The sequence below is a fragment of the Kiloniella laminariae DSM 19542 genome (assembly GCF_000374005.1).
GTDB classification, from domain to species: domain Bacteria; phylum Pseudomonadota; class Alphaproteobacteria; order Kiloniellales; family Kiloniellaceae; genus Kiloniella; species Kiloniella laminariae.
Genome location: NZ_KB893146.1, coordinates 134,008 through 154,448, shown reverse-complemented (window position 1 = coordinate 154,448; position 20,441 = coordinate 134,008). Strand labels below are relative to the sequence as shown.

Annotated in this window: 22 protein-coding genes and 1 tRNA gene; 15 read left to right on the top strand and 8 right to left on the bottom strand. The window is 51.9% G+C overall.

The window, feature by feature from the left end; all coding sequences use genetic code 11:
* Nucleotides 1-172: 172 nt before the first annotated feature.
* Nucleotides 173-790, bottom strand: a complete 618-nt coding sequence (locus B152_RS25340) for a LysE family translocator (protein ID WP_020592564.1) — start codon at nucleotides 788-790, stop codon at nucleotides 173-175.
* Between the two features lie 115 nt (nucleotides 791-905).
* On the opposite strand from B152_RS25340, the gene B152_RS0111455 reads away from it, so the two are divergent.
* From B152_RS0111455 to B152_RS0111420, 7 genes are all read left to right on the top strand, one after another.
* Nucleotides 906-2,330 (top strand): aminotransferase-like domain-containing protein, encoded by a 1,425-nt coding sequence (locus B152_RS0111455; RefSeq protein ID WP_169337416.1) that lies wholly within the window; start codon nucleotides 906-908, stop codon nucleotides 2,328-2,330.
* 154 nt (nucleotides 2,331-2,484) lie between these two features.
* Entirely contained in the window at nucleotides 2,485-2,967 is a 483-nt protein-coding gene (gene bfr, locus B152_RS0111450) for a bacterioferritin (protein ID WP_020592562.1), read from the top strand.
* Between the two features lie 301 nt (nucleotides 2,968-3,268).
* Complete coding sequence (locus B152_RS0111445) at nucleotides 3,269-4,552, top strand: imelysin family protein (RefSeq protein ID WP_020592561.1); 1,284 nt, start codon at nucleotides 3,269-3,271, stop codon at nucleotides 4,550-4,552.
* Between the two features lie 148 nt (nucleotides 4,553-4,700).
* A complete protein-coding gene (locus tag B152_RS0111440) occupies nucleotides 4,701-6,248 on the top strand; it encodes a di-heme oxidoreductase family protein (protein ID WP_020592560.1) in 1,548 nt (515 codons plus the stop codon).
* Nucleotides 6,248-7,354 carry an imelysin family protein gene (locus B152_RS0111435; RefSeq protein WP_020592559.1) on the top strand — a complete coding sequence of 369 codons (1,107 nt, stop codon included), beginning with the start codon at nucleotides 6,248-6,250 and terminating at the stop codon, nucleotides 7,352-7,354. Before B152_RS0111440 ends, B152_RS0111435 begins: the two co-directional genes overlap by 1 nt.
* Entirely contained in the window at nucleotides 7,344-8,468 is a 1,125-nt protein-coding gene (locus B152_RS0111430) for a DUF1513 domain-containing protein (protein WP_033406116.1), read from the top strand. The genes B152_RS0111435 and B152_RS0111430 overlap by 11 nt, the downstream gene beginning before the upstream one ends.
* Before the next feature lie 147 nt (nucleotides 8,469-8,615).
* Nucleotides 8,616-9,287 carry a Fe2+-dependent dioxygenase gene (locus tag B152_RS0111420; protein ID WP_020592556.1) on the top strand — a complete coding sequence of 224 codons (672 nt, stop codon included), beginning with the start codon at nucleotides 8,616-8,618 and terminating at the stop codon, nucleotides 9,285-9,287.
* 83 nt (nucleotides 9,288-9,370) lie between these two features.
* On the opposite strand, the gene B152_RS0111415 is transcribed toward B152_RS0111420, so the two are convergent.
* Nucleotides 9,371-9,610 carry an HP1242/YdcH family protein gene (locus B152_RS0111415; protein ID WP_033406113.1) on the bottom strand — a complete coding sequence of 80 codons (240 nt, stop codon included), beginning with the start codon at nucleotides 9,608-9,610 and terminating at the stop codon, nucleotides 9,371-9,373.
* 190 nt (nucleotides 9,611-9,800) lie between these two features.
* On the opposite strand from B152_RS0111415, the gene B152_RS0111410 reads away from it, so the two are divergent.
* The 3 genes from B152_RS0111410 to B152_RS0111400 are packed head-to-tail and all read left to right on the top strand — an operon-like array spanning nucleotide 9,801 to nucleotide 11,081.
* Nucleotides 9,801-10,247 carry an SRPBCC family protein gene (locus B152_RS0111410; protein WP_020592554.1) on the top strand — a complete coding sequence of 149 codons (447 nt, stop codon included), beginning with the start codon at nucleotides 9,801-9,803 and terminating at the stop codon, nucleotides 10,245-10,247.
* Entirely contained in the window at nucleotides 10,237-10,707 is a 471-nt protein-coding gene (locus B152_RS23425) for an ArsR/SmtB family transcription factor (RefSeq protein WP_020592553.1), read from the top strand. Before B152_RS0111410 ends, B152_RS23425 begins: the two co-directional genes overlap by 11 nt.
* Before the next feature lie 2 nt (nucleotides 10,708-10,709).
* On the top strand, nucleotides 10,710-11,081 hold the full coding sequence (locus tag B152_RS0111400; RefSeq protein WP_026261493.1) for a VOC family protein: 372 nt from the start codon (nucleotides 10,710-10,712) through the stop codon (nucleotides 11,079-11,081).
* A gap of 65 nt (nucleotides 11,082-11,146) precedes the next feature.
* On the opposite strand, the gene B152_RS0111395 is transcribed toward B152_RS0111400, so the two are convergent.
* The gene (locus tag B152_RS0111395; RefSeq protein WP_020592551.1) at nucleotides 11,147-11,605 is read right to left on the bottom strand and encodes a PAS domain-containing protein; all 459 of its coding nucleotides are present in this window, start codon (nucleotides 11,603-11,605) and stop codon (nucleotides 11,147-11,149) included.
* 151 nt (nucleotides 11,606-11,756) lie between these two features.
* Nucleotides 11,757-12,239, bottom strand: coding sequence for a DUF2269 family protein (locus tag B152_RS0111390; RefSeq protein ID WP_020592550.1), 483 nt, complete (start codon nucleotides 12,237-12,239; stop codon nucleotides 11,757-11,759).
* A 101-nt stretch (nucleotides 12,240-12,340) separates the two neighbouring features.
* Here B152_RS0111390 and B152_RS0111385 point away from each other — a divergent pair, with 101 nt between their 5' ends.
* The 5 genes from B152_RS0111385 to B152_RS0111360 all read left to right on the top strand — a co-directional run bounded on the left by B152_RS0111385 (nucleotide 12,341) and on the right by B152_RS0111360 (nucleotide 16,534).
* Nucleotides 12,341-12,964, top strand: a complete 624-nt coding sequence (locus B152_RS0111385) for a DUF4166 domain-containing protein (protein ID WP_020592549.1) — start codon at nucleotides 12,341-12,343, stop codon at nucleotides 12,962-12,964.
* Nucleotides 12,946-14,049 carry a saccharopine dehydrogenase family protein gene (locus B152_RS0111380; RefSeq protein ID WP_020592548.1) on the top strand — a complete coding sequence of 368 codons (1,104 nt, stop codon included), beginning with the start codon at nucleotides 12,946-12,948 and terminating at the stop codon, nucleotides 14,047-14,049. The genes B152_RS0111385 and B152_RS0111380 overlap by 19 nt, the downstream gene beginning before the upstream one ends.
* 148 nt (nucleotides 14,050-14,197) lie before the next feature.
* Nucleotides 14,198-15,073, top strand: coding sequence for a glutathione-dependent disulfide-bond oxidoreductase (gene yghU, locus B152_RS0111370; protein WP_020592547.1), 876 nt, complete (start codon nucleotides 14,198-14,200; stop codon nucleotides 15,071-15,073).
* Nucleotides 15,074-15,227: 154 nt separating this feature from the next.
* Entirely contained in the window at nucleotides 15,228-15,857 is a 630-nt protein-coding gene (locus B152_RS0111365) for a class I SAM-dependent methyltransferase (protein WP_020592546.1), read from the top strand.
* A gap of 290 nt (nucleotides 15,858-16,147) precedes the next feature.
* Nucleotides 16,148-16,534 carry a VOC family protein gene (locus B152_RS0111360; RefSeq protein WP_157231048.1) on the top strand — a complete coding sequence of 129 codons (387 nt, stop codon included), beginning with the start codon at nucleotides 16,148-16,150 and terminating at the stop codon, nucleotides 16,532-16,534.
* Between the two features lie 202 nt (nucleotides 16,535-16,736).
* Here the strand turns inward: B152_RS0111360 and B152_RS0111355 are convergent.
* The 4 genes from B152_RS0111355 to rpoD form a co-directional block, all read right to left on the bottom strand.
* A tRNA-Ile gene (locus tag B152_RS0111355) sits at nucleotides 16,737-16,813 on the bottom strand.
* Nucleotides 16,814-16,926: 113 nt separating this feature from the next.
* Nucleotides 16,927-17,799, bottom strand: coding sequence for an MBL fold metallo-hydrolase (locus tag B152_RS0111350; protein WP_020592544.1), 873 nt, complete (start codon nucleotides 17,797-17,799; stop codon nucleotides 16,927-16,929).
* Nucleotides 17,800-17,829: 30 nt separating this feature from the next.
* Nucleotides 17,830-18,318: an ASCH domain-containing protein gene (locus B152_RS0111345; RefSeq protein ID WP_020592543.1), complete on the bottom strand. Its 489-nt coding sequence runs from the start codon at nucleotides 18,316-18,318 to the stop codon at nucleotides 17,830-17,832.
* A gap of 16 nt (nucleotides 18,319-18,334) precedes the next feature.
* Complete coding sequence (gene rpoD / locus B152_RS0111340) at nucleotides 18,335-20,356, bottom strand: RNA polymerase sigma factor RpoD (protein WP_020592542.1); 2,022 nt, start codon at nucleotides 20,354-20,356, stop codon at nucleotides 18,335-18,337.
* Between the last annotated feature and the right edge of the window lie 85 nt (nucleotides 20,357-20,441).

Here is a 20,441-nt window from a genome sequence, read left to right as displayed (position 1 = left end):
GGCTCGGTGAGCAGAAAAAGGAAGGACCGGAGGTTTTCGCGATCTGGTCACCGCCAACTTTGTGACCAGAGAAGCTCTATCGACCCTACTGTACGGGAGAGGTTTTCCTCTCTCGTTTTTTTGTTTCAGAGCCGGAGTAGCAGAACTTTCCGGCCCTATTATGGGGGTGATACTACACCACGACGAACTGATTAAAAGCCATATAGGCAACAATCGCGACCGTGGATATTGCCAGAAACAGGTTTACAGCAAACCGTCGCCCCGGACTCTGGATAGAAGAGATCAAACGATCCCCGCCCCAGGTCCAGATACAGTTGGTCGGGAAACCGCCAAACAGAAAAATCACACTCATGACCAGCCATTGTTCCCAGGCAGGCCTGGAATGATCAGAAAACTGGGCAAAAACCGTGGTTGCCATCAGCCATGCTTTCGGATTCATGGGGTGAACAATCAGGCCATTTATCAAACCGACAGATTTGGCGGCCGCTTCTCCCGATGATTTTTTCAAATCAATCCGGGCGATTTTCCAGGCCAGATACAGAAGATAACAGCTGCTTCCCACCGTTATCACCGGCCCCAGAGCCGGGAAGCCATCCAGCAGCGCTGTAATGCCAAATCCCGCAACAGCAAGCACCACTGTAAATCCGATAAAAACACCACAGGTAAAAGGCAATGCCCGGCGAAACCCCAAGGCCGCGCCTGTTGCCATCAGGATCATGTTTGCCGGACCCGGTGTTCCGGACATCACAACGGCAAATATCCACGCTGGTAAAATGTTTTCTGAAAGCATGTCTCTGATCCCGCCAATATTGTAAAAATCCCAAGCTCTCTCAAGGTTCTGACGAGCTTGGATATCTCCATATATCCGCTTGCATTGTTCATTGAACAATATCTATATTGTTCCTATGACAATTCTTTCTCTCATCAAGTCTCATGTCCCTGCAACGGGGCAGAAATATAGTCAGCTGGAAAACCTCTTTCGCCAAGCCATCCGGGAGGGAACTCTGCGACCAGGCGAAAAACTCCCGCCCCTGCGGGATGCTGCCTGGCAAGCTGGCTGTAGTCTGGGCACCATGTCCCGTGTATACGCGGCACTGGAGCGGAGAGGTATGGTAACTGCCGAAGTCGGTCGCGGTACTTTTGTTCGCGAAGAGACCAGCATTGGTGCCGATATCATCCTGCCACGCCCGGCACAGAACAGAAGTGATGTGAAGCTGGCAGATCTCGGGGTTATTGATCTCGCCATGAATGCCATTGCCAACGAAGAAGGAGAAGATCTGCTGCGCTGGGCTTTGCATCGGACTGCTGAGAAAGCCTCTTCCCTGACTCTTATGACCTATCGCGATGGTTATGGCACCGCGCCACAAAAACTGGCGATGCGAGCTTTTCTTCCCGCTTCTCTGCAGCAGATAGGAGAAGAAAGATTATTGATCAACCATGGTGCGCAAAATGGAATTTTCACGGCGCTCAATCGCCTGACCTCTCCGGGAGACACCATCTGTCTGGAACCCCTGTGTTATCCCGGCGTCTCAGCGGCTCTCAGCCAATCAGGCCTCTCCAGTGTCATTGTTGACTGCGACGATTTCGGAATAGATCCAATCGACTTTGAGCGGCTCTGTCGGGCCGGGCGACTACGTCTGCTCGTTACCACGGCGACAGGGCATAATCCAACCTGCATCACCACCCCCCTTGAACGTCGGCAGCTTATTGGCGAGATCGCCAAAAAATATGATGTGCTTATTATCGAAGATGACATCTATGGCTTTCTTTACCCCGACGCCCCTCCTCCCTATGCCACCCTGTTTCCGGATAATGCAATTTACCTGACCGGCCTGGCCAAGCGCCTCACCCCTTCTCTGCGTATCGGCGTATCAGTGGCTTCGCCCCAGATCACCATGCTGATGGCCCAGGGAATCACGGCCCAGAGCTGGATGGTATCCCCTGTTCTCACTGTCGCGGCGTCTGAACTGGCTCTGCGCAGCGACAGTTTACAAAAAATGACCGACACCTCTCTCGTCCAGGCGCGTGAAAGAGAGCGGCTGACCCGGGCAGAGCTGGAAGATAAAGTGGTCTCCCTCAAATTTTGCCACTCCCACGCCTGGGTCGAGCTCCCTGATCTTTGCAAAGTAGACCTTTTCATCAAGCAGGCTGAGCTGGCTGGCGTTCTCCTGACATCAGGACACCGTTTTTCCAATCGGCCTGGCTGCGGAAACAGACATGTAAGACTATCAATCATGGCCCCGGGAAAAACAGAAACGCTCGGGGTCGCCCTCAGAAAAATTGGCGCAATCCTCTCCACTCCAACACTCAACACGGCCGAATACTTTTAAAATCCTCCAGACAACTCCTGTCGAATAAACCAAAAAATACTTGAAAAAAAACCAGGATAAATTACATTATTGGAAAGATTCTAAAAAGATAGACCAACTCCCCGTAAGGAAAGAGATTTCCTTTTCTGAAAAGCTAAAAACTGAGGAACGCATCATGAAGGGCGACAAAAAAGTCATTGAGCATCTCAACATTGCTCTGACCCACGAACTCACCGCAATTAACCAGTATTTCCTCCACTCAAAGCTCCTTAATGACTGGGGTGTGAAAGCCTTAGGCAAACACGAATACAAGGAATCCATCGAGGAAATGCACCATGCGGACAAACTGATTGACCGCATTCTGCTCCTGGACGGCTTCCCGAATTTGCAGAGCCTGAACAAGTTGAAAATTGGCGAGGACGTTGAAGAAATCCTCAAGGCTGATCTGGCTGGTGAACTTGAAGCTGTTGAAGTTTACAAAGCCGGGATCAAACATTGTGAATCAGTTCAGGATTACGGCAGTCGTGATCTGCTGAAACAGATTCTGGTCGATGAAGAAGAGCATGTCGACTATCTCGAATCCCAGTTTGAACTGATCAAACGCATCGGAATTCAAAACTATGTGCAGTCCCAGAGTGGCTTGCCTGATTCAGACTAACGTCTGAAATCGTCGATATTTTAAAAGGCTGGTGGCAACACCGGCCTTTTTTGTTGCCGTAAAGCCCCGTTCATTTGTTCATGGGAAGGCTGTGAAATAAATTCTGAATTTGCAATCATCCTTGAACAAAGCCAGGTCTATCTTTCCCCAAAAAATCACATATTCAAAATTGCAACTCATTCTCATTCGTGTTAGCAGTTGCGAGTAATAATCAAAATCTGTTGATTTGACGAAATACTTCAGGGCCGTTGTTCAGGCGATCCTTCATCGCGAACTGACCCGTCCAGGAAAGGGAAATACATTGAGCCATGCATTAACGAAAACCGCACATCTTGCTGGTGTTGCCGCGCTATTAACCGGTCTCTCCACCACTGCCTCGGCAGAAGCTGTGAGTCCTGCCGACGTTCTTAACAACTATGCCAACATTGCCCTGGCTGGTTATGAAGACTCCCTGACAAGTGCCAAAGCGCTTGACAGTGCGATCAGCAATCTGGTCACAGCACCGTCCGAAGATAGCTTGACCGCCGCACGATCTGCCTGGCTGGCAGCCCGTGTGCCCTATCAGCAAACAGAAGTGTTCCGCTTCGGCAACCCCATCGTTGATGAATGGGAAGGTCGGGTGAATGCCTGGCCATTGGATGAAGGCCTGATCGACTATGTCGACACGTCTTACGGCTCAGAGTCAGACGACAACGCCCTTTACACTGTAAACGTCATCTCCAATGCCACGCTTACTGTCAATGGCAAGGAGATCGATGCAACAGAAATTACCCCGACCCTTCTTTCCGAAACTCTCCATGAAGCAGAAGAAGTCGAAGCCAATGTCGCCACTGGGTACCATGCGATTGAATTTCTGCTCTGGGGCCAGGATCTCAATGGAAATGATGCCGGTTCGGGTGCCCGTCCAGCGACTGACTTCGATGTAAAAAACTGCACTGGCGGCAACTGTGACCGTCGGGCACAGTATCTTCAGGCAGCCTCCACCCTGCTGATGTCTGATCTGGAAGAGATGATCGGCAACTGGAAAGCAGATGGAGAAGCCAGAACAACACTGCTGAACGATCCTGCTGCTGGGCTTACAGCCATACTGACCGGAATGGGTTCTCTGTCTTATGGTGAACTGGCTGGTGAACGCATGAAACTCGGTCTCCTGCTGAATGACCCGGAAGAAGAGCATGACTGCTTTTCTGACAACACCCACAATTCCCACTACTACGATCAACTGGGTATTCAGAATGTTTATCTTGGTGCCTACAAACGCATTGACGGTACAGCGGTAAAAGGCCCTTCCGTTTCTGATCTGGTTAAGGCTGGCGACGCTGCGGTTGATGCAGAGCTTGTTACCAAGCTTGATGCAACTGTTACCGCCATGGCTGCGATGAAAACCCGTGCTGAAAGCGTAGAAGCCTATGACCAGATGATCGGTGCGGGCAACACAGTCGGCAATGCTATCGTCCAGGCAGCCATTGATGGTCTGGTTGATCAGACACGTTCGATTGAACGCGCGGTTGCCACACTGGGCCTGACGACGATCGAAGTTGAAGGTTCCGACAGCCTCGACAATCCAGGTGCGGTCTTTAACTAAGACCAAAAGGAGGGGGCAGAAACACTAAACTGCGACCAACTGCCCATGTCTCCCTCATTCCATCTATGTTACTGCTGTGGGCAGCCCCTTTCAGGGCTGCCCACAGTTTTTATAAAGCGTGATCGCTCTCACCAGATACCCAGATATAATGAAACCAGACCTTATGCGGCTTGTGCACCTAACAAACACCTTCTGTCTTGCGATCCTTTTGTCTTTCTTTTCAGGAACAGCTTCAGCCGCCCCGGAAACATTGCCCTGGCGCACCGACCTTTCACAGGAAGAGTTGCAAAAGGTTCTCGCAGTTATCCAGCCTGCCGCGCTTTTTGCAAAAGCTGAAAAGTTTGAACAAAAACAGGCCGGGTCCACAACCTCTACCCGGGTAATCAACAGCGATGCCTTTTCCCATTTCTCAGAGAACCTCAGCTTTGAGGGCGAACGCGATTTCAAGCTCGGGAACGGTCTGTTCAAGAAAATTTGGGTTTCCTCTCCTTCATCCACCCGGGCTTCCGATGGGTTGGGCCCCCTGTTCAATGCCAGGTCCTGCCAGCGCTGCCACTTGAAAGACGGACGGGGACACCCACCGGAAAGCAATGAAGACATTGCAACCTCCATGTTCCTGCGCCTGTCAGTCCCTCCCCGCACAGAAGAGGACAAGGCCGCCATATCCTCTGGTCGTCTACAACGTATCCCCGAACCGACCTATGGTGGACAGCTTCAGGATCAGGCTACACCCGGCCTTCCTGCCGAAGGGCGTATGCTGATCAGCTACAGAGAAGAGCCAATTGAGCTTTCTGGTGGCGAGACAGCAACCCTGCGCCATCCCAGCTATTCTGTTGGTGAGCTGGCTTACGGCCCGATGGCCGACGATGTCATGTTGTCTCCCCGCATTGCCCAGCCAATGATTGGGCTTGGCCTGCTCGAAGCCATCCATGAAGGCGATATTCTGGCTCTCGCCGACCCTGATGACCTGAACAAGGACGGCATCTCTGGCAAGCCCAGCATGGTGCTCAACCCCGGCGACACTCAAAAACAGCTTGGGCGGTTTGGCTGGAAAGCATCGAACAGTTCCGTGCGTCATCAGTCAGCCAATGCCTTTGCTGGTGACATTGGCATTTCCACTCCCGATGTCCTCGCACACTGGGGGGATTGCACCACCGGACAGAAGACCTGTCTTGAGCAGCCCAATGGCGTCCAGGCGAACCTCGGCACCAGCGAAGCCCCAGACCCGGTACTCGACCTCGTTACCTTTTATTCCCGCAATCTCGCCGTGCCCGCCCGACGAGATGTAAATGATCCCGTGGTTCTGGCTGGCAAGAAAGTTTTTTACACCACGGGCTGTGCCTCCTGCCATCAACCCAAGTTTGTCACCCGACGGGATGCCGCGCAAAAAGAGCTGCAGTTCCAGCTGATCTGGCCCTACAGTGACCTCCTTCTCCATGACATGGGCGACGCACTTGCCGATGGGCGCCCTGTTGGGGATGCGACCGGACGGGAATGGCGCACAGCGCCACTCTGGGGAATTGGCTTGACCCAGACGGTAAATGGGCACAGTTATTTTCTTCACGATGGCCGGGCCCGAAGCTTGCTCGAAGCAGTACTCTGGCACGGTGGAGAAGCCCAGGTCGCGCGGGACAAGGTCATCGCCATGCCACCTGAAGATCGAAAATCCCTGATCCGTTTTCTGGAATCCCTCTGATGCTGAACCTCTTTCCCCGTTTACGTCTTCCTGTCATGTCTTTACTTCTCGCAGGTCTTTGCCTGAAGGGTCTTTCGGCGCAGGAGCCTCCTTCTCAAGCAGATTTCGCCCCTGTTATCAGACAGATGGTCGAGCGTTCAGTGCTTCCCGGTTACCAGAAATTTATTGCCGCAGCCAAGGCGCAGGGAACTGCGCTTGAAGCACTCTGCCAGACACCCGGACCGGAACAGCTACAACAGGGCCGGAATGAATTTGAAAATCTGGTCATCGCCTGGTCGGGGGTCGAGATGTACCGCTTTGGACCTGCACTCACAGACAACCGGCAGGAACGATTGTTTTTCTGGCCGGATCGGCGCTCCCGTGGCCTGAAACAGGTCGAAGACCTGATCAGCCAGCAAGATCCAACTGCTCTGACTGTCGGGGAGTTACGCAAAAAATCAGTTCCGACCCAGGGCATGCTGGCACTGGAATATGTTCTTTTTGGCCGGGGTTCTGAAAATCTGGCCACGGCTTCTGCCGAAAACTTTCGCTGCCAATATGGCGTAACCCTTACAAAGGCCATTACCCGGACCAGCGACGAAATTATCGCCGAATGGAAAGCTCCCGAAGGTTTTGCAGCGCTGCTCTATAACATCGGCCCTGAAAACCCGATCTATCGAAGTGAGGCAGAAGCCCTACAGGATTTTTTGCGGGTTATCAGTGAAAACCTGCAAAGCAGCCGGGATATGAAACTTGCCAACGCCCTGCGCGAAAGTCCGGCAGCATCGAAGGCCAAACTCGCCCCTTTCTGGCGATCCAGCCTCACCCTTGTTGCCCTGCAGGCCGACCTCTCCAGCATCAAACAGCTGGTCGAAGTGGGGGGACTGGCAACATTGGCCCCCCGGCTTTCAAGCTCCCTCGGCTTTGAGATCGATCAGGCAAATCAGGTTTTTTCTGAACAGCTGGAAAAACCGCAAAGCTGGACAGATCTGGTCAAAGAACCCGCCGCGCATAAACGTTTGAGCTATAGCCTGATCCCGCTGGCTGGTGCACAAAATATTGTTGCAGATTTCCTGCCCGCATATCTTGGGCTTAGCCTTGGGTTCAACTCTCTCGATGGTGACTGATTCAATGGACGGCATTACGCGAAGAAAACTGCTGGCTGGAATAGGCTGCACAACATTTCTCACTTCCATGATGATGCCCTTTGACAAAAGCGCTGCAGCGCATTCAGGAGCAGGGCAGCCAGCTTTTATTGCCGCGCGCAAAGAAGCTGGAGAACAGTTCTCTGTTGCCGTTCTGGACAGAAAAGGCGAACTTCTTTTCAGTGAGAAGCTCGAAAACCGGGGCCACGCAACGACCCTGTCCCCGGATAAGAAAACCGCCGTGACCTTTGCCCGTCGCCCCGGGCACATCGCTCTGGTTCTTGATCTCGAGAACTTCTCCCGCCAGCAGTTCTTCACACCACCACAGGGGCTGCATTTTTATGGGCACGGCTTTTTTTCACCAGACGGTCGTTTGCTTTATGCCACTGAAAATGACTATGAGAATGAACGTGGCATTCTGGGCATATACGATAGCCGCAACAGCTATAAACGTCTGGGACAGTTTGATACCCACGGTATCGGCCCTCATGAAGCCCTGCTCCTGTCAGATGGCAGGACCATCGCTGTTGCCAACGGTGGAATACTGACCCATCCGGACTACCCGCGAGAAAAGCTCAACCTTGCGACGATGGAGCCTTCCCTGGTCTATCTCGATGCCAGAGATGGGCGCTTGCTTGAGCGGGTAAAGTTACCTGCAGAATACTATCAGCTCTCAATCCGCCATATGGCAGAAGCCGGAGACGGATCTGTCTGGTTTGGCGGACAATATGAAGGGAACCCTGCAGACAGCGTTAGCCTCGTTGGCAAACACAACAGAGGAAGTGAAATAGCTTTCTCGGCCCCGCCAAAAACTTTTGCTCACATGAAGCAGTACATTGGATCCGTTGCCGCCAGCAAAGACGGCAAGCGGATCGCCACCTCCGCGCCAAGAGGCGACCGTGTCGCCATATGGGACTCCCGGGATGGCAGTCTTCTCGAAATCAAAGAACTCGTCGATGCCGGGGGCGTCGCTGCCAATCCTGACGATCCGGCAGACTTTGTCATTTCCGATGGACTGGGCAGCCTTCACCGGAAAGGGGAACGGCTCTGTCATACCCCCGACATAGCCTGGGACAACCACCTCACTTCACTGTAAGCCGCGAAGCGATCCTGTTCAATTTCGAGGCTTTGTTGCAGGCATGCTCTTTTTGCAGGGAACTCTTGCGGATCTCTGTACCTTTGGCAAAAGGATGGCTATCCTTTCCGCAGTCTTTTCCTGCTGGATTATGATCGAGGCCTTCGTATGATTCTCACCATTCCCGACTTGCTCAACAAAAGTGACCTGGAAAAAATCCAAGGCCTGCTGGAACAGGGAACCTTCAAAGACGGCAAACTCACTGCAGGCTGGCATGCGCGCCTGGTCAAGAACAACCAGCAACTTTCAGGCCGCGATACAATAGCACAGCAAGCTAAAGCGGTCCTGACCCGTGCCCTTCAGCAAAATGCCCAATTTGGCCTGGCGCTCCAGCCCCGGCGGATGCGCCCACCACTGTTCAGCCGCTATGAAGCAGGAATGGAATACGGCTTTCACGTCGATGACGCCATTATGGGCGCCGACCGGGGCCTCAGAACCGATATTTCCTTCACTGTTTTCCTGAATGATCCGGCCAGCTATGAAGGCGGAGAACTGGTGATGGAAAGCTCGACAGGAGAACAGAAATTCAAACTTCCTGCCGGCTCGGCCATTACCTACCCCTCAACCACACTGCACAAGGTTGCTCCGGTTACCAAAGGGGTACGGCTGGTTGCTGTCAGCTGGGTCCAGAGCCTTGTGCGCTCTGCCGAGCAGCGCGAGATTCTCTATGATCTTGACCGGGTACGTCGAAGCCTGTTTGACCAAGAGGGCAAGAGCCGCAATTTTGATCTGCTGAGCAAAAACTATGCAAATCTGCTCAGGCTCTGGTCTGAAACCTGAACTTTTCTGTTTGTCCGTTATCACTATAAAAAAATAGGCTGCCACGAAGGCAGCCTAAGTCTCTTGGGGAATTTAACAAGTAATCAAGCTGATAAAAACGAAAAGATCGTATCCTTCAACACCAGACGCTCTTTCTTGATCTCGGCAATATGATCATCGCTCAAGACCTCGACTTCGCTTTCGTGACGATGCACCACCCGGTTAACCCGGTGATAATCATCAGCCAGTTTGGCAAAGTGGGCATCGGACAACTTCTTGTCACGAATGCTTTCCCGATACTCCGGGAATTCGTCCATAAGTTCGTGCGGTGTATGTTGAGACATCTCTGCTCCCTTATGCCAGCCGTCTACAGCATCAGAATAGGGTGTGGTTTCAGAGCCAACCTTGACTTACGTCAATCCCCCCGGAGAAAAACACAGGTGACGGTCAAGTTAACATCAACGCAAATAGGCAACAAAATGGTTGCATTTATTTTTTTACCATAGCACATTTTACGCAACCAAGGAGTTGCGCGTGACGAATAGCATTGAACGAACCCTCGACCTGAACGCCCCAATAGAACGGGTCTGGCAAGCTCTTGCCGACTACAAAGAGTTCGGCACCTGGTTTCAGCTCAGGCTGCATGGGCCGTTTCAGGCAGGTAAGGTGACAACAGGGGAAGTCACCTCTTCCTGCCATCACGGTCTGCCTTTTTGGATGCGTCCGGAAACCATTGAACAGCCAAATCGCTTCAGCTTTGTCTGGCCGATGGATGAAACAATCAGCCCGGATGACCCGGATCTTCAAAGCAAGGTTACTCTGGTGGAATTCACGCTGACAGCAAAAGGCCCGGGAACAAGGATGACCCTCCGCGAAAGTGGCTTCGACAAGCTACCGGATAACAAAGGTATAAACGTGTTTCGCAATAATGAAGGGGGGTGGAACGCTCAAATGGAGAACATCAAATCCCATGTCGAATAATCTCGCACGATCCGTAGAGACCACTGACCTCGCCATGACCTTTGCCGCACTTGGAGACAAGCGGCGGCTTGCCCTTGTCGAGAGGCTCTATAGCGCTGATGCACTATCGGTTTCAGTACTTTGTGAGGGCATGGACGTATCGAGGCAAGCCATCAGCAAACATCTGAAAACCCTCACCGACGCACGTCTGATTTCCTCTGAAAGATCCGGACGGGAAACACTTTACTCTCTGGAAAAGAAGAAACTGGAAGAGGCCAACGCATTTTTGATGCTGGTTGGCGAAAAATGGGATGACGCACTCGGCAGACTGCAGGTGCACCTTGCCACTCCCGCAACAGACCAACCCGCGACAAGCCACCCCGTTGCGATCAACTCAGAAACGGGAAAATTGGCCCAGAGTAACCCCGCAGCCAACCACACTGACTTCACCACTTCAAAGAAACAGAACAGGGAAAAATGAAAATGACAGCCAAATTTTCTGGCGGCAAGAACATTGCCATGAAGGTTCCACCACACCAATACGATGCAACAGTAAAATTCTACCGCGATCTTCTTGGCCTGGAGCAGATCGGAGGACCTGCCGGTGATGCCGTCGGGTTCAAGTTCGGGTCGAACAATCTCTGGATCGACAAGGTGCCTGCCATGAGCCAGGCCGAATTGTGGCTGGAAATCGTGACCGACGATACCACCGCCGCAGCGAAGGTTCTGTCAGAAAGCGGTATCGTCAGGTGCGACGAGATCGAGGATCTCGGCAAGAGCTTTGACGGTTACTGGGTTTCCAGCCCCGCTTCGATCATCCATCTGGTCAATGCGCAGGACGGGTCCTGGGACTGATCGGCAACTTCGCAACAAACGAGTAGCTCGCATGACCAGAAACAGGCCTGGAGTCTGTCGATCATCTATAAGCCCGCCAGCAGGCGGGCCTCTTGGTCCGAGAGTGCAACGCCTCCCAGAAGCATATCAACATCCTGACCATTACTTGCAAGGGGTAATACCAGGCACTCGACTTCCTTGATTTTAATCTTTTCCCCGACATAGGGTAAAACAGCTCGAACCGGTTTTCTGCTGCTTACCACCTGGCTATAAAGATCAAAAATCATGCTTGGCGCACATTGATCGGGGATTTCGCTTACTCTTAACCCCGTGTATTTGCCGCGGGTAATATGATCGATCTTTGTTCCTAGCAAGCGGTAAATAAAATCCAGAGGCTCGCGTTCCACATCGATCAGTTCGCAATAGGGAAGCAACTGGGGAATATCAAGCGGATCAATGTCTTTACGTCCGGGAAGGGAGCCGGGAGGGGCCTGCTTGTTCCAATAGGCAAGCAACTCGGTCAGAAAATGACTCTCCAGTCCCAATTAATCCATAAATTTTCCTTCTGCTCCAGAGAGACTATACCTCCCCGTCTTACTCTCTACTTTACACAGTTCCTTCCTGTAAACCAAGAGATCAGAAAGTATTCCCCAAAGCGGTTACAGGCACGAACAGACTACCGCTGCAGAGCAGATATCATCCAAAATCATAGAAAGAGAGAGGTTTAAAAACCATCAGGTAGAATACAATCATCACAGCAGGAAAGGCCAGTGTCCCCAGCGCAATCCACCAGCGGTCATAATGCCAGTAACGAGGCGGCAGTTCTGTTTGGTTTTCCACACAGTGTTGCAAGATGGTAGACATGCGGATCTGTAACCAGACGACGGGCAACCAGCAGGCCCCGGCAAAAAAATAAAGAGCCAGCCCCCAGAACAACCAGCTCTCTTCAAAGCTCGCCCCCGTAACTTCAACCAGGGCCAGTCCGGTGAGCAATTGGATAATAACCGCAGGCGTGGTGAAGATCCAGTCGGCACGGACTACCTGCCGGACCACAAAATAAATCACAGCGGGATTTCTGCTGCGATTGGCAACAAACATGTAAAAAGCACTGCCAATCCCGGTGCCAAAGAGTATGGTGGAACTGACGATGTGAATCCATTTAAGCAGAAGATAATCCATCCATTTATCAAGCCAGAAGCTCTCTCAAAAGAACAGCCCCTTTCCGGGTCCTAGCCATTAATTTTCTGCTCACCGCAGATGCTCTACAGAACAGTTTTTCGATGCCGCTCTCCCCACAGACTACCCGCCCTCTTTTTGAGAAAATATTCGGTGCAGACTGGGAGAACCTCCCACCTGTCCTGCAGAAGCACTATGCCATCCGCCCCTTCAGCCATGACAGTGTCACAGCAGAAGGCACCCTTGATGTAATCATATCTCCCGCTATGGCAATCCTGGCCCGTTTGACCGGGATGCTGGTCGCTGATTCAGGCAAGAACATACCCGTTTTCGTTACCTACAGAAGTTGTCAGAAAAATGTGTTTCGTCTGGAGCGACGGTTTCACTTCCCTGATAAACCTCCGGTGAGCTTTCATTCAACCATGGAGCCAATCGGGGAAAACAAGCTGGTCGAATTCATGCGCTTTGGTATTGGCTGGAAACTTTCCTATGACTGGGATGGAGAAAAAATATCCCTGCGCCATCAAGGGTATGTCTGGCGAGTTCTTGGTCAGTTAATCCCGATCCCCCTATCCTTTTTGATTGGCCGGGGGCATGCAGAAGAATTTGCTCTGGACGAAAGCAGCTTTCGCATGTGGACCCACGCAAGACACCCCCTGTTCGGTGTTACCTTCGGCTATGCAGGCGAATTTAGAATTACAGAGGTATCATGCAACAACCCGTTCTGATTCTTGGTGGTTACGGCAATTTCGGCAAACGCATTGCCACAGCCCTGACCAACGGAAAAACTGCTGCACCTCTTCCGGTCATCATTGCCGGACGGAATGCTGACAAGGCAGCTGCTTTCGCTCGGGAACTTGCTCCTGGTATGGCAAGCTTTGCCAGCTTTGACGTCTTTACCGGGCTGGATCAGCACCTCACCCGTCTCAAACCAGCCGTGGTGATCAACACCTGTGGCCCCTTTCAGGATAGTGACTACAGCATCCCTGACTGCTGTATCAAACATGGTATTCCCTATATTGATCTTGCAGATGGCAGGGATTTTGTCACCGGGATCACCTGCCTGGATGCTAGCGCCCGCAACCAGAAGGTCGCGGTTATCAGTGGAGCAAGCACAGTTCCGGGCCTTTCCTCTGCCGTGATAGAACATTTCTCCGGAGAATTTTCAGCAATCGAAAGCTGTTCTTACGGTATCAGCCCGGGCCAGAAGGCCGAACGCGGCCTCGCCACCACCCGTGGTATTCTGGGCTATACTGGCAAAGCATTAAAACTCGCTCCCGGACAAAAATTATCCCGTTATGGCTGGCAGAATATTTTCCGGCAATCCTTCCCGCTCCTCGGCAAACGCTGGATGGCCAACTGCGACATCCCGGATATTGACCTTTTCCCGCAGAAATACGGCCTCAGAAATCTGATTTTTTCTGCAGGGCTGGAACTGGCACCGCTTCACCTCGGCCTGTGGGCTTTGTCGTGGCTGGTCCGATGGGGTCTGCTCTCGAAACTGCAAAAACACGCCGAGCTGCTGCTCAGGGCCAGTAATTTTTTTGACCGTTTTGGATCAGCAGATGGCGGGATGTTTTTCCATATCTCCGGACTTGATCACCATGGCAAGCCCCACAGCCGCAACTGGTTTATCATCGCGCTTGATGGCGACGGACCGCAAATTCCGACAATCCCGGCAATTATCCTGGCGCGAAAACTCGCCTCACAAAAATGTGATCTTGTCGGTGCGATGCCCTCTGTCGGGCTGGTCAGGCTCACTGAATACCTTGAGGAATTGAAGCCCTTTAAAATTCAGGTCTTCACCGAATGAAACGCATGTTTCTGCTGATACAACAGTCTTTCCTTCCGGAACACCTTTCACCAACCCTGGCGGGTTCCTATATGTGATCTCCGACACTATCCCCACCGATAATGCAACCCGTCAAACATGACCATAGCGACAATACGGAGTTCAAGACGTGAGTGAAGCAAACACATACACACCGCCAAAAGTCTGGAAATGGGAGTCTGAGAATGGTGGTACTTTTGCCAAGATCAACCGCCCCATAGCTGGTGCGACCCATGAAAAGAAGCTCCCGGTAGGGAAACACCCCCTTCAGCTCTACTCCCTTGCGACACCGAACGGGGTAAAGGTTACTGTGATGCTGGAAGAGCTGCTTGCCCTCGGATTCAGCGGCGCAGAATATGACGCCCATCTCATCAGGATCGGCGATGGAGACCAGTTTGGCAGTGGCTTTGTCGAGGTCAACCCCAACTCCAAAATCCCGGCCCTGATGGACCACAGCACAGCAACGCCGACCAGAGTTTTTGAATCCGGTGCCATTTTGTTGTATCTCGCCGAAAAATTTGGCGCGTTGCTGCCGACAGACCCGACCAAACGGACCGAATGCCTCTCCTGGCTTTTCTGGCAGATGGGCAGTGCCCCCTATGTGGGCGGCGGCTTTGGTCACTTCTACAGCTATGCACCGGAAAAAATCCAGTACTGTATTGACCGCTTTACCATGGAGGTCAAACGCCAGCTGGATGTACTGGACCGACACCTCGCTAACAACCACTATATCTGTGGCGACGAATACAGCATTGCCGATATTGCGATCTGGCCCTGGTATGGCGGGCTCGTGGTAAACAACCAGTACGACGCCACGGAATTCCTGGACGCCCGGTCATACAAACACGTAAGCCGCTGGGCAGAAGAAATCAAAGCCCGGCCAGCGGTCAAACGTGGCCGCATGGTCAACCGGACCTTTGGCCCGGAAGAAGAACAGCTGCACGAACGCCACGACGCCAGCGACTTCGACACAAAAACGCAGGACAAGCTGGCAGCGAAGAACTAGAAACTAAACTACCCTGATCAGTAATACCGACTCTATCACAATGAATTGATTTTCTTCTGCCTTCCTGTACCCCTCTAGTACCTGTCTAAATCTTAAGTGAGGTACTAGAGGGGAGGGCTTACTCTGTTAACAAATATAATCAGGGGGATATAACGTGGCTCATTCAGCAAATTTCTGGGACAAGATCGCCGTCAAATATTCTAAACGACCCGTTGGAAATGAAGCCGCCTATCAACAAAAGCTTCAGAAAAGCCGGGAGTACTTCCGATCTGACATGGAAGTCCTCGAAATCGGTTGCGGCACAGGAACAACGGCGCTCAGCCATGCCCCTTTTGTCAAACACATCCGGGCAACCGACATCTCCTCGGAGATGCTCAAGATCGCACGGGACAAAGCCAAAGCCCAGAACATTAAAAATGTGACCTTTGAACAATCCGATATTGATCACCTGACAGTGCCGGATCAAAGTCTTGATGCTGCTCTGGCACTCAGTCTTTTACACCTCGTCGAAAACAAGGAAGATGTTATCAAGCGCGTGTACAAAATGCTTAAACCCGGAGGTTATTTCATCACCAGTACGGTATGTCTGGGCGATAACATGAAATACTTCAAGCTCATTGCCCCCATAGGAAAATTTTTCCGCCTCATGCCCCTGCTCAAAATCTTCTCGGCCAAAGAGATGGAAACTGCCCTGACCGATGCCGGTTTTGAAATCGACCATCTCTGGCAACCGGAAAAAGCCGTGTCTATATTTATCATTGCCAGAAAAGTGCCTTCCACCTGAATATCTTGTACAATACCTACTCCAACACTTCTTATTCCCCTTAATTGGTCATAGAAGGGATATCTGGTTCAGCTAAAGTTAATCCAAACAATGTCTTCAATTCCTTGGGATACTGAATCTGAGAAATGTTTTTGATGTACCCGACTGAATTTTCCCTCATCTATCAGTTCATCTAAAGCTCTACTCAAAACTAGACTGATACTCTGGGTCATTTAAATCCCGATGATTTCATACAGATATAATGATAATGTTTTTACTGTATGGGTTTGCCGACTTTTAGGAGTGGGAAATTGATAGCAGAATTTGAGAAGGTTGTTGTGGATGTCACCAATTTAGAAGAGGGACTTACGTTTTGGTCTAAGCTGACAGGCCTAGAGCGATCACTCAAAGACCCGGCGGGCCGTTTTCATGGCCTCGGCATTAAGACTGTTCAGGGAGAAGAAAATAGTGTGATCCTTCTCCAACTTGTCGATGAAGTTAAGCCCGGGGGAGGAACTCATATTGATCTCAGGGTGAAAAACGTTGAAATCGCAGTTGAACAGGTGCTTAAAATTGGTGGAAAATTACGGAAGAAACCAGATTTTTACCCAAACAAATCTAGTGCATTTCTCGAGTGGGCCGTTATGCAAGATCCATACGGGAACCCATTCTGCTTGATTCGAACACAGCTGGAATAACCCTATCAAACCAATCGTTATTGCTGAGCAAGTTTCAGAATACGAGTTACCCAAACTTACACTGGGACGAGCCTCTTAAAAAAAATGCAGATCCTGCACGAGGCGACCGCCCTCTGCTCAAGATAATATCTGCCAGAAGGCCTAGGCGAGTAAAAATACTGTAAATACAAGGAGCCCAGATTTTTATAACGGGTCTGGGAAATGGTGGGCCCGGCAGGACTCGAACCTGCGACGGCTCCGTTATGAGCGGAGGGTTCTAACCAACTGAACTACAGGCCCACTTGAGGTCGCTAATGTTGCCCAGACAAAGAGAATCTTCAAGTGCTAATTCACGATTCTCAAATCCACAACAGCTTTTTTATTTCGATTTTCTGCAGAGGGGCGATCTGCCCTCAGGCATAGGATACCCGCGCGACACCATAGGCGACTGTTTTACTCACCGGATCAACCCGCATCAGATCTTCACCCACCAGCACCGGACCGTCGAAACTCTGTTTCACTTCGGCCAGTAGTTCGTCCCGGTTGCTGTTGGGGGGGACAATGTGGGTCAGCAGCAGACAGTCAACCCCGGCCGCGCTCGCAACCTTGCCGACTTCGTGAGACAGCGTGTGATAGCCTGCAACAGCCTCGATGGTCTCGGCTGAACGCAGTCCCTCGACCACGTGCATTTCGCGGTGAACAAAGACTTCGTGCACCAGAAGATCCACAGCTTTAGCGGCCTCGATCAGGGCCGGGCAATAGGTGGTGTCTCCGGACAGCGCGATTTTTGTTCCCGCCGCGGAAAAAACAAAACCGAAGGCCGGGTCTATCGGCTGGTGATCAACCGGTACGACTGCGACGCTGACCTCGCCAAATTCCAGTCTCTGTCCGGCTTCGATTTCCGTGATATCCAGATCAAGCGCCGCGGTTGAAGGGCGACGTTCATGCTTGATGCGCAGATTCAGCTCCTCGCGCCAGACTGCCATCATACCCTCGACAAACTTGCGTGTCCCTGTCGGGCCATAAATCCGCTGAGGTTTTGCCCGCCCCTGATGCCAGGCAGAAACAATAAGCTGGTAGATATCAATCAGATGATCGGAATGCAGATGTGTCAGAAGCACAGCTTCGAGTCTGGCGCCCGAGCTTCCCGCACCGACAAGACGTTGGGTCACACCCGAGCCGCAATCAATCAGGATTTCTGTATCCCCGTGACGGATCAGCTGCCCCGCCCCATAACGTTCCGTGTGAACAGCCGGACAGCCGGTTCCAAGTAACGTGATATCCATAACCCACCTCTGCTGTAATAATTTTATATTTTATGCTTTCGCATATATCACCTTGAAGTACTCAAGGACCAGAGTGATATTTTCATCAAAAACATTTCCGGTCTCTGCCGCCCGGCGTTCAAAAAAGGCTTGATGCCCGGCTCTCCAGCTTTTCAGGCTCCGGTCGCCCTCCCCTTCGGCGGCAGCAAAATCAGCTGTAACACCCCCGAAGGTGCAAATTTTCACGTTACTCAGCTGTATCAGACACCTCGGCTCACCAGAAAAATCCGTAACGATGTGATAACTGCCGACTTCGGGAATGGAGATCCCTTCCCACTCATAATCAAACAGCGCCCCGCAGGTCGCCGTTTTGACGCCCGAAATAACCAACCCCAACAGCTCCTCGGCCAACGCAGCACTGTCACCAAAAAACCAGGAAGAAAAAGAGGCGTCCCGGTCCTCCACCGGGAGATACTCCCGGCAGGATTTCCAAAACGCCTCTATTTTGCCTTCGGTTTCCTGATTGCGCGTTTGAGACACTTTCAGGAAATCCGGATCAGGTATCCAGGAAGCTGCGCAGTTTGCGCGAACGACTTGGGTGTTTGAGTTTACGCAAGGCTTTCGCCTCGATCTGACGAATACGTTCACGGGTCACAGAGAACTGCTGCCCGACTTCCTCAAGGGTGTGGTCCGTATTCATCCCGATGCCGAAGCGCATGCGCAGCACGCGCTCTTCACGGGGTGTCAGACTGGCGAGAACCCGTGTTGTGGTCTCGCGCAGGTTTGACTGAATAGCAGAATCCAGAGGAATTACCGCATTTTTGTCTTCGATAAAATCACCGAGGTGGCTGTCTTCCTCGTCCCCGATCGGGGTTTCGAGAGAGATCGGCTCCTTGGCGATCTTCAGGACCTTGCGCACTTTTTCCAGCGGCATACCCAGACGTTCGGCCAGTTCTTCCGGCTGTGGCTCGCGCCCGATTTCGTGGAGCATCTGGCGGCTGGTCCGAACCAGCTTGTTGATGGTCTCGATCATGTGAACCGGGATACGGATTGTCCGGGCCTGATCCGCAATAGAGCGGGTAATGGCCTGACGGATCCACCAGGTTGCATAGGTCGAAAACTTGTATCCACGACGGTATTCGAACTTGTCCACCGCCTTCATCAACCCGATGTTTCCTTCTTGAATCAGATCCAGGAACTGCAGGCCACGGTTGGTGTATTTTTTGGCAATCGAGATCACCAGACGCAGGTTGGCCTCGACCATTTCCGTCTTGGCTTTGGTTGCTTCCTTCTCTCCGGTCTGCACCGTCTTCACGATACGGCGGAATTCAGGGATAGGCAGCCCGACCTCGTCAGCAACTTTAGAGATGCTCTCGCGGATCGTCATGATGTCTTCAGCGTGACGCTCGGCAAACTTGGCCCAGCCCTTGCCAGCATAGCCGCTGATTTCCTCAAGCCAATTCGGGTGCAGTTCGCTCCCGAAATAGGTTTCAAGGAATTCCTCGCGGGCAACGCCGGATTTTTCCGCCAGACGCAGCAGTTTGCCTTCCTGCGACATCAGGTTCTTGTTCAGGCCGTAAAGCTGGTCCATGAGCTGCTCAAGGCGGTTGGAGTTAAAGTGAACCCCTTCCATCAGCTCAACCATTTCCTGCTTTAGTTTGGCACATTTCTTTTCGATGGTATCAACGACCGGCTCACCGGCAAGCAGGGAAGCGAGACGCTTGTCCTGAATTTTGCTCAGTTTCTGCTGGGTATCGGCGATGTTCTCAAACATTTCGAGAACCTGGGGCAACAAAGCTTCTTCCATGGCCGCAAGGGACATGTTGTTTTCTTCTTCGTCATCATCACCATCGTCGCCGTCACGAGATTCCTCACCCTCTTCACCTTCAGGTTTTGCGGGTTTGTCCTCATCATCGTCGTCGTCTTTGCCTTCACCAGCCTGACTGGCGATTTCATCGTCGACATCGGTTTTGTCGCCACCACCGGCTTCTTCGAAAGCAATGTCGTCGTCGTTCGGTCCATTGCCATAGGTCGCGTCGAGATCGATAATGTCCCGCAGCAGCAGGTTGCCTTCAATCAGGCCTTCACGCCAGTGCAACAATGAATGAATTGTCAGGGGACTTTCGCAGATCCCGCCAATCATCTTGTCACGCCCGGCCTCAATACGCTTGGCAATGGCAATCTCACCTTCGCGAGAGAGCAATTCTACCGTGCCCATTTCGCGCAGGTACATGCGTACCGGATCATCCGTGCGGCCTACATCTTCTTCTTTGACGTTTCCGGTAACGGCTTCTTCGGTCGCTTCTTCATTATCATTAGAATCGTCTGTCTCTTCGTTCTCGACGACATTAATGCCCATCTCGGAAAGAAGCGACATGATGTCTTCGATCTGTTCAGAAGACATTTCATCAGACGGCAGAACCTTGTTCAGCTCGTCATAGGTAACGTAGCCAACCTCTTTTGCCTTGGCGATCATCTTCTTGACGGTCGCGGAGGTGATATCCATCAAAGGTCCGTCGGAGTTATCTTCCCGATTTTCCGTGCTTGTTTCAGCGTTTTCGGTCGCCTTGGTCGCCATTTAACCTCGTACCCCAAATAGCAATTCAGCACGCCCGCCGATTCGATCATCGATTCGATTACCGATTATCAATGGCCAACGTGCC

Excerpts from the sequence above, each read along its gene's own strand:
- B152_RS25340 (WP_020592564.1), bottom strand. The coding sequence starts at position 790 with ATGCTTTCAGAAAACATTTTACCAGCGTGGATATTTGCCGTTGTGATG.
- B152_RS0111455 (WP_169337416.1), top strand. The coding sequence starts at position 906 with ATGACAATTCTTTCTCTCATCAAGTCTCATGTCCCTGCAACGGGGCAG.
- bfr (WP_020592562.1), top strand. The coding sequence starts at position 2,485 with ATGAAGGGCGACAAAAAAGTCATTGAGCATCTCAACATTGCTCTGACC.
- B152_RS0111440 (WP_020592560.1), top strand. The coding sequence starts at position 4,701 with ATGAAACCAGACCTTATGCGGCTTGTGCACCTAACAAACACCTTCTGT.
- B152_RS0111435 (WP_020592559.1), top strand. The coding sequence starts at position 6,248 with ATGCTGAACCTCTTTCCCCGTTTACGTCTTCCTGTCATGTCTTTACTT.
- B152_RS0111430 (WP_033406116.1), top strand. The coding sequence starts at position 7,344 with ATGGTGACTGATTCAATGGACGGCATTACGCGAAGAAAACTGCTGGCT.
- B152_RS0111420 (WP_020592556.1), top strand. The coding sequence starts at position 8,616 with ATGATTCTCACCATTCCCGACTTGCTCAACAAAAGTGACCTGGAAAAA.
- B152_RS0111415 (WP_033406113.1), bottom strand. The coding sequence starts at position 9,610 with ATGTCTCAACATACACCGCACGAACTTATGGACGAATTCCCGGAGTAT.
- B152_RS23425 (WP_020592553.1), top strand. The coding sequence starts at position 10,237 with ATGTCGAATAATCTCGCACGATCCGTAGAGACCACTGACCTCGCCATG.
- B152_RS0111400 (WP_026261493.1), top strand. The coding sequence starts at position 10,710 with ATGACAGCCAAATTTTCTGGCGGCAAGAACATTGCCATGAAGGTTCCA.
- B152_RS0111390 (WP_020592550.1), bottom strand. The coding sequence starts at position 12,239 with ATGGATTATCTTCTGCTTAAATGGATTCACATCGTCAGTTCCACCATA.
- B152_RS0111385 (WP_020592549.1), top strand. The coding sequence starts at position 12,341 with ATGCCGCTCTCCCCACAGACTACCCGCCCTCTTTTTGAGAAAATATTC.
- B152_RS0111380 (WP_020592548.1), top strand. The coding sequence starts at position 12,946 with ATGCAACAACCCGTTCTGATTCTTGGTGGTTACGGCAATTTCGGCAAA.
- B152_RS0111350 (WP_020592544.1), bottom strand. The coding sequence starts at position 17,799 with ATGGATATCACGTTACTTGGAACCGGCTGTCCGGCTGTTCACACGGAA.
- rpoD (WP_020592542.1), bottom strand. The coding sequence starts at position 20,356 with ATGGCGACCAAGGCGACCGAAAACGCTGAAACAAGCACGGAAAATCGG.